Source organism: Capsulimonas sp., assembly GCF_039929585.1.
GTDB lineage: Bacteria > Armatimonadota > Armatimonadia > Armatimonadales > Capsulimonadaceae > Capsulimonas.
In genome coordinates this window covers 26,790-34,339 of record NZ_JBDSQY010000244.1, presented here as the reverse complement: position 1 = coordinate 34,339, position 7,550 = coordinate 26,790, and the positions used below count along the sequence as shown (strand labels likewise).

At 58.4% G+C, this 7,550-nt stretch carries 6 protein-coding genes; all 6 read left to right on the top strand.

What is annotated here, in order from left to right; all coding sequences use genetic code 11:
- Positions 1–133 precede the first annotated feature (133 nt).
- The 6 genes from ABIZ35_RS18650 (at position 134) to ABIZ35_RS18625 (ending at position 7,108) form a co-directional block, all read left to right on the top strand.
- On the top strand, positions 134–688 hold the full coding sequence (locus ABIZ35_RS18650) for a hypothetical protein (protein ID WP_348221426.1): 555 nt from the start codon (positions 134–136) through the stop codon (positions 686–688).
- A gap of 150 nt (positions 689–838) precedes the next feature.
- Positions 839–1,246: a hypothetical protein gene (locus ABIZ35_RS18645; protein ID WP_348221425.1), complete on the top strand. Its 408-nt coding sequence runs from the start codon at positions 839–841 to the stop codon at positions 1,244–1,246.
- A 66-nt stretch (positions 1,247–1,312) separates the two neighbouring features.
- The gene (locus ABIZ35_RS18640; RefSeq protein ID WP_348221424.1) at positions 1,313–2,287 is read left to right on the top strand and encodes a glycoside hydrolase family 43 protein; all 975 of its coding nucleotides are present in this window, start codon (positions 1,313–1,315) and stop codon (positions 2,285–2,287) included.
- 58 nt (positions 2,288–2,345) lie between these two features.
- Positions 2,346–5,369: a tetratricopeptide repeat protein gene (locus tag ABIZ35_RS18635; protein ID WP_348221423.1), complete on the top strand. Its 3,024-nt coding sequence runs from the start codon at positions 2,346–2,348 to the stop codon at positions 5,367–5,369.
- 578 nt (positions 5,370–5,947) lie between these two features.
- Positions 5,948–6,814 carry a DUF1559 domain-containing protein gene (locus ABIZ35_RS18630; RefSeq protein ID WP_348221422.1) on the top strand — a complete coding sequence of 289 codons (867 nt, stop codon included), beginning with the start codon at positions 5,948–5,950 and terminating at the stop codon, positions 6,812–6,814.
- A 27-nt stretch (positions 6,815–6,841) separates the two neighbouring features.
- Positions 6,842–7,108 (top strand): hypothetical protein, encoded by a 267-nt coding sequence (locus ABIZ35_RS18625; RefSeq protein ID WP_348221421.1) that lies wholly within the window; start codon positions 6,842–6,844, stop codon positions 7,106–7,108.
- Positions 7,109–7,550: the final 442 nt, after the last annotated feature.

Sequence of the window (7,550 nt, the reverse complement as noted above, 5' to 3'; positions counted from 1 at the left end):
CACGCACTCAAAGCGCGCCCGGATGGCGTTTTGGTCAATCATGCAGCTATATTCGACACCGAAAGCGGAAAAGACTCCCGCATTTCAGGATTAACAAGATTCACTTATATTGGACCAAGTCCTAAGGCACACAATGACAGCCAGACGATTTTCAATAATTCTCTTACCGATCATCGCGGCTGTATGTGGTTGCGGAGCGCGACCTAAACCGCAGCCTGAAGTGGCGTACGCTCAGAGAGACCCAGTAACGCTTGCCCAGTCGATAGTAAGGCCCGCGCGACCGTTGTATGGGCGTTTTCACTTCCATTTTGAGGAGACGACTGGGGATAGCCAATATATTGAGATTGAAGGAGTCGATTTCCCGATCCGACTTGACCCTGAGCAGTCGGACAAAAAAGCGCTGTCGACTTTTCAAGGATTGAGTTGGCCGATTTTATATCCCCGAGAGAATGATCGAAATATCTTTCTTGTTGGGACGTATGACCCCAAATCGGAGAAGTTCATCTTAAAGAAGTGGTCGATTAAAGCGCCATTTCATCGATTGTGGATGTCACCCGAAGAAGATGGACCGTCGTTTGATACGAAAACCACGGTGGCGAATCAATTGGTTCGGTCAGACTTCAGAAGTTTTGACGCATTCGACCCAAAAGATCCGGAGTTTCATCCTGATGATTATGTAATCAAGTAGATATTGGGTATTTGCGAGTGGAAGGTATCAAGACGGCTTCGCCATCGACGGCGAGGCCGTCTTCTGTTTTGATTACGACCTGGATATTGGGTATAGCCTCCATAGGCGGGGCGCGTCTCACGCAGCCGCCGGAAATGGGGATTTGTTGCGATGAAGGGGATATTTTATATCGGAATCGCGCTGGCGGGGCTGCTGGCGCTGGGGACGGCGGGGTGTTCGCCGCAGGAGAAAGCGGAGGTGAAGCAGCAGGTGGCGGCGGCGACGCGGCATGATGTGACTTGGAGCGGGGATGTGGATGATTCCGTGACGGTTTATGTGCAGGGCGGTAAGGCGTGGGTGGATGAGGTGGAAGGGAAGCCGGTGGAGAATGTCGTGGTGGAATACCATGGCGCGCTTCCGGTGGACCGGGCGGCGACGGTGTCGCTGAGCGGCAAGAGTGGGCGCGGGGATGTGCAGGTGACGCAGCAGCCGACGAAGGAGAATAACTTTACGGCGGCCGTGCGCGTGATCGATCACGCGGCTGGACGCGATCACTACAAATTCGTGATGACGTGGTGAGATGATGCGCCGATTTTGTGCGGTAAAATAGGGAGAAGTAACACGCAATAAGCACGAAAGCTCCCAATGCAAGAATTCGACAATCCCGTTTACGACACTTACCTCGCCGACCCGTTCTGCTGGCGGCATGACGGCGTGTACTATGCCGTCGGGACCGGCAAAGCGGAGACGGGGGATGAGGCGGCTGCGGGGCGGGTGGTTCCCATCGTGCGGTCTGTGGATCTGCGCCACTGGGAGCCGCTGGGTACGGCGCTGATGGCGCCGAAGGAAGAGTGGGGCGGGGCGTTCTGGGCGCCGGAGACGGCTTATCATGACGGGCGCTTCTACATGTACTACCACCCCAGCGGCAATGGGAAGGGGTTCCATATCCGGGTGGCTGTCAGCGAGACGCCCGAGGGGCCATATGTGGACACCGGCGTTCCGATGACGGATGTCGAGAAGAACCCGTTTTGCATCGATTCGCACGCCTTCCAAGATGACGATGGACAGTGGTATCTGTTCTACGCGACGGATTTTCTGGACTCGGATGAGACAACGTTTCGCGGGACGGCGCTAGTCGTCGACAAAATGGTTGGAATGACGGCCTTGGAGGGAAACCCGACGGTTGTGATGCGCGCGCATTGGCAGTGGCAGTGTTATGAGCGCAATCGTGAGATGGCCGGCAAGCGTGAGGACTGGTACACGCTGGAGGGGCCGTGTGTGCGCAAGCGGGACGGCAAGTACTATTGCTTCTACGCCGGCGGCTGCTACCAGAATGAGACGTATGGCGTGGATTATCTGGTCGCCGATCACGTGCTGGGGCCGTGGACGGAGGTTGGTGGGGAGCGCGGACCTCAGATTATGCGCTCGATTCCCGGGGAAGTGATCGGGCCTGGGCATCTCTCGATCGCCTCTTCTCCCGAAGGTCAGGACTACGTCGTGTACCATGCCTGGAATGAAGCGATGACCGACCGGCTGATGTGTGTCGATCCGCTGGAATGGACGTCGGCCGGCCCGATTGTTCCCCGGTTTGCGAAGGCTATCGAACGCGCGTCCTCATGATTGTAACTTTGGCGCCACGCCGTTTGGAGTTGTGGGCAGTCATGGGGTAAACTACTGTATGGCGACAGCGCAACCACATATTTGGCGGATCGAGTTGTTCGGCGGTTTGCGCGCCCGCGCCGGGACGCAAACCGTCGATCGGTTCCAAACACAGAAGACAGCCGCGCTCTTAGCATACCTCGCGTTTTATCCCCAGCGCCGTCACTTGCGCGAAGAACTGGTGGATCTCCTGTGGCCGGACGCCGAGTCCGAAGCGGGACGTCACCGGCTGTCGCAGGCCCTGGTGTCTCTGCGGGCGCAGTTGGAGCCGGAAGGCGTCGCGAAAAACAGCATCTTGCGCGCCGACCGCCAGACCGTGGGGCTGGACCCTTCGGTGGTGACCGATGTCGCCGAGTTTGAAGCCGCGCTGCTGTTCGCCAAGAACCAGGCCGGGGCGGAAGCCGTGGAGCGTCTTGAGCGCGCGGTGACCCTCTACCAGGGCGACCTGCTTCCCGGCTACTACGAAGACTGGATCATCACCGAGCGCCAGCGGCTCCTGGATATGGTGACGGGCGCCTGCCGCCGGCTGGTCCAGCACTACGAGCAATCCCACCAGTTTGAACGCGCCCTGGACTACGCCCGGCGCGGCCTGGAAATCGATCCCATCTCCGAGGACCTGCACGTCGATCTCATTCGCATCCTCGCGGCCAGCGGCCAGCGGGCCGCCGCGCAGCGTCACTTCCGTGAGATGGAGCGTATTCTGATTAAGGAGCTGGACGAGCCGCCCAGCCCCGCCACGAAGGCCGTGGTCGAACAAATTCTTCAGAACTCCGCGCCGCCCCCGTCCGTGCGGTCCGGAGGGCGGGTGCGTGAGACATCGCTGCCGTCGCCGCTCACGCGATTTTTCGGGCGCGACGCGGAAATCACGCAGGCGCAAAGTCTTTTGACATCCGGGAAAGTGCGGCTGCTGACCCTGACCGGGATCGGCGGCGGCGGCAAGACGCGTCTTGCCGTGGAGATCGCCGGGCGAGTCGCCGCCGACTTCTCCAGCGCCGTCTGGTTCGCCCCGCTTGCCGACCTCAGCGACGCCCGCTCGATCCCCGGCGCCATCGCGGAAACCCTGCGCCTGACTCCGTCGGCGGACGCCCCCGTGCTGGATCAAGTGATCGCCTCGCTGTCCGCGCAGCCCTCCCTTCTGGTGCTGGATAACTTAGAGCACCTCGTGGAAGCCGCCGCGCCGATCGTGCGCGAAATGCTGTCGCGCGCGCCGTCGCTGACGATTCTCGTGACCTCCCGCCAGCGCCTTGGCCTGGAAGGCGAACGGGAAATCTCCGTGCCGCCCCTCGCCTCGCCCATTGGCTCCTTCAAAACGACCAGCATGCCGGTCAGTCCCGAACGGCTGATGGAGATCGACAGCATTCAGCTATTTGTCGATCGTGCGCAGGCGGTCCGTCCCGCGTTCCGGGTGACCGCGCAGAACGCGGCCGCGATCGCGCAGCTCTGCGAGCGCCTAGAGGGGATCCCCCTGGTGATCGAGCTCTGCGCCGCCTGGGCTCAGACACTCACCCCCGCGCAGATGCTCACCCAGCTGACGCGTCGCTTTGAGCTGCTGGTCAGCCGCAGCGTCGATATCGCACCGCGCCATCAAAGCCTGCGGGCGGCGCTCGACTACAGTTACGTGCAGCTGCCTCCCGACCTCCAGCGGTTTTTCGGACGTCTTTCCGTCTTCCGTGGCGGCTGGACCCTGGCGGCGGCCGCTGCGGTCGGCGGCGACAGCTTCGCCGATACAAGCGCGCACGTCATTTTGGAAGCTATCACGACGCTGCGCGAGCGCTCGTTGATCCTGGCCGACGAGACGGAAGAAGGCGGCGCGTTCCGTTATCGAATGCTGGAGACGCTGCGTGAGTTCTCCGCCGAGCAGGTTCCGGAGGATGCGCGCGAGGATCTGCACCGCGCGCACGCCGAATATCTCATGACGCTCGCGGAAGCGGCGGAACCGGAGATCGCTGGCGGCGATCAGGCGCCCTGGCTGATGCGCATGGAGGCCGAGCACGACAATTTTCGCGCGGCGATGCACTGGGCGCTGGACACCCAGTCCGCGGAGATCGGCCTGCGCCTGGCCGGTGCGCTGGCGTATTTCTGGGAGGCGCGCGGATATCTGGGCGAAGGTCAGGAATGGCTGGAAAAGCTGCTGGCGCTGCCGCAAGGCCAGACCGATGCGCTGCGGCGCGTTCGCGCCAACGCCTTGACCGGGCGCGGATACTTGATGCGCAACCAGGGCGCCTCCGCCGGTATCGACGCGGTGATGGAGGAAGCGCTTCGTCTATGGCGCGAGATCGGCGACGATCACGGCCTGGCCGTCACCCTCCAGGTTCTGGCGACCCTCGCATACTCGCGTGAGGATTGCGATCTAGCGCGTGTCTATTTAGAAGAAGGCCTGGGACTGTCCCGCAAGCTCGATGATCCAATGCTGGTGGCGCAGGCGCTGATGAACCTTGGGAACATTGCGCTGGAGCAGGCCGAGTTTCCGGAAGCCTGGAAATTCTATTCCGACAGCCTTGAAATTTTCCGCGCTTCCAAAAATCGCTTCCGGATCGCGCACGTCCTGAACAACATGGGCCTGGTTTCCCAGTATCAGAAGGACTACACGAAGGCTTACACGCTGCTTCAGGAGTCGCTGGCGATCTGCCGCGAGCTGTCCGGACGCGCGGCAAGCGCCACGACCCTGCTCAATCTCGGCACTCTGCACCGGATCGAAGGTCGGTTCGCCGCCGCCCGCGAAATGTTCTCGGAATCGGTCATGGTCGCGCAGGAAGTCGGCGAGCGCCGACTGCTGGTTTACATCGTCAAAGAGCTTGGCCATATGGCCTGCGCCGAGCAGGACTACGCCGCCGGCGTTCGCTTGCTCGCGATTTCGCAGACCCTGGGCCGTGCGCTGGCGCTGAGTTTCAAGCCCTCCGATCCCACCGAGATAGAGCGCGATCTCGACCTCGCCCGCACCGCTCTTGGCGACGAGGCATATGAAGCCGCTTGGAACGCCGGCGCCCGCCTGACTCTCACGCAGGCGTTTGACGAAGCCATCAAATTCACCACCCCCTATTGAGCTTCTGTCACTCACCCCGGTCTGTTTTCAAATCGGGGTGAACACAATCCCCGTATAGCAAAACTGCCGGAATTGCGCCGAAAGTCCTTTTTTACCCTCACGCAGCGGTTCCGAAATTCCAAAACTATTAATACTGTGACAAGAGCAGGATCGAAGATCGAACCAAAATAATCCGCCCTGGTTCAGAATTAATCTTTGAAGCTTTTTTGATTTAAGTTCTGTATAATGGAACATCTTCGAGGAGACATACGAACATCCGTATATTCGTATTAATATTGTTCTTTTTGCATGAATTACAATTCAATGCATTTCGAGCAAAACCTTGGAATCCATGACCAAATAAATAGGATGAGATGTCACATGCTTTATGGCATAAGAATTGGGAGGGACGACAAAAAAGCAGTTAAATCCGGGAAGTTTTATATAAAACTCAATCTCTTTTGAGGTTTTTTTGAGAGTCGGCTAGTAGAATGGCATCGACAATCACGAATTAACCATCGTCATTGTCAAAATTCAATACTCCATCGTTCGTCGCCATTGCTGCCGACGTCGTTCTTTTGCAATCGAAAGGATACGTCATGACACAGCGAAAATTTCGCGGTTTCACGCTCATTGAGCTTCTCGTCGTCATAGCCATTATCGCGATTCTCGCGGCTATTCTCTTCCCCGTCTTCGCCCAGGCTCGTGAAAAAGCCCGGCAAATCTCCTGCGTCTCCAACTTCAAGCAGCTCAACCTCGCAGTTCTGCAGTACACACAGGATAATGACGAGGCGTTCCCCATGGGCTCCGTCCAGTTTCCCGATGGTAGTTGGAAAAACGAAGACTATTATGGTCTGGAGTTTTACAACAAGGCCCCTACTACCGACGGACTTATGTGGATGAACACGATCTACCCCTACGTCAAAAGTGAGGGTGTTTACCACTGTCCTTCAATCACCGGCAACATGAACCCGTATGGCTATCCTGATGGCCGAACCGTCGTCAGCTACACCTACAACGGCGAACTTCAGTTTTCGTCCAACGCCGCTGTCACTTCACCGGCCACCACGGTTCTTCTTTGGTCCGGCATGGGCAAGTCGGGTATGAAGGGACGCGCAATGGCTAGCCCCGCCTTGGATTGTGGAACAGCTGGTCAGCCGTGCGTTTATGTCCCAGCTGCGGGAGGCGCATGCGGCGCCGGTAACGGCGCCAAGGATTATATGACCATCTGGCCTGGAGACTGGCCCGTTTACAGCAAATGGGTCCATGGACACGGTGATAACTTTGGCTTCACCGATGGTCATGTCAAGTGGAGCCCGCTCAGCGGCAATCCGAAGAACGATCCGTGGGGCTACACTAGCCCAGACGGGGGCCAGCTCGATAGTGGCGGCAACACTCACGACATCAAGGATCCCGCCGGATGCCATCAGTGTCTGTTTGCTCCCGACAATCCTTGCGGATTGTAAAAAAAGTTACGGATAGAGGAATTTAACGTGAAGTTACATATCGCCCTATTGTCGGCCTGTGTCGTGATCGGAGCTGCGGCGTGCGGGTGCGCAAAGCAGGACTTTAGCGACTCGAATTCTGCGGATAAGACTTCCGCCGGCCAATCTGGATCTGCTGGCGCTGCCGGCGGTAAGCCTGCGCCAGTCTTCACATCGGTGACGACGCACGCCAGGCCTAAGCCGGGAATGGCTGGCGCCGGTGGCGCTCCCCCCGTTATCGGTGGCGACGCCTCCGGAAACGCCACAGGTCAGTAAGCACTGGGCTAGTAATTTGTTTGCCGCCCCTTCTCTGGAAAATAACCTCTTCCAGAGAAGGGGCGATTTTTTGTTTTGTTCACGCCAACTCGATCGGCGCGAACGCCGCCGAGCCCACCCCAACGCGCGCGGCCGAAGTCCTCAGCTTCGCCGCGAACCTCTACAAATAATGAAACTCTGCTCTCCTATCATGCCCTCAAAGGGCGTGAAAGGAGAGTGTTTCGTCTCCAACCAGAGAACGGACGTCGGGAAGATATCTTCCCGACGTCCATTCTCTGGTTACCGTTTCTCAGACTTCCGTTACGGCATTAATGGACTTCATAATCATAAGAGGAATCGCAGCACAAAAAAATGCTGAAATTAGCAGGATTCCCGGCAGGATCAGAATAACTGTGCAACTGTCGCTACGCTCATCATGTATCGATGCGCCATGACATTGTGT

Coding starts and splice junctions, on each gene's coding strand:
- ABIZ35_RS18640 (WP_348221424.1), top strand. CDS start 1,313: ATGCAAGAATTCGACAATCCCGTTTACGACACTTACCTCGCCGACCCG.
- ABIZ35_RS18650 (WP_348221426.1), top strand. CDS start 134: ATGACAGCCAGACGATTTTCAATAATTCTCTTACCGATCATCGCGGCT.
- ABIZ35_RS18630 (WP_348221422.1), top strand. CDS start 5,948: ATGACACAGCGAAAATTTCGCGGTTTCACGCTCATTGAGCTTCTCGTC.
- ABIZ35_RS18635 (WP_348221423.1), top strand. CDS start 2,346: ATGGCGACAGCGCAACCACATATTTGGCGGATCGAGTTGTTCGGCGGT.
- ABIZ35_RS18645 (WP_348221425.1), top strand. CDS start 839: ATGAAGGGGATATTTTATATCGGAATCGCGCTGGCGGGGCTGCTGGCG.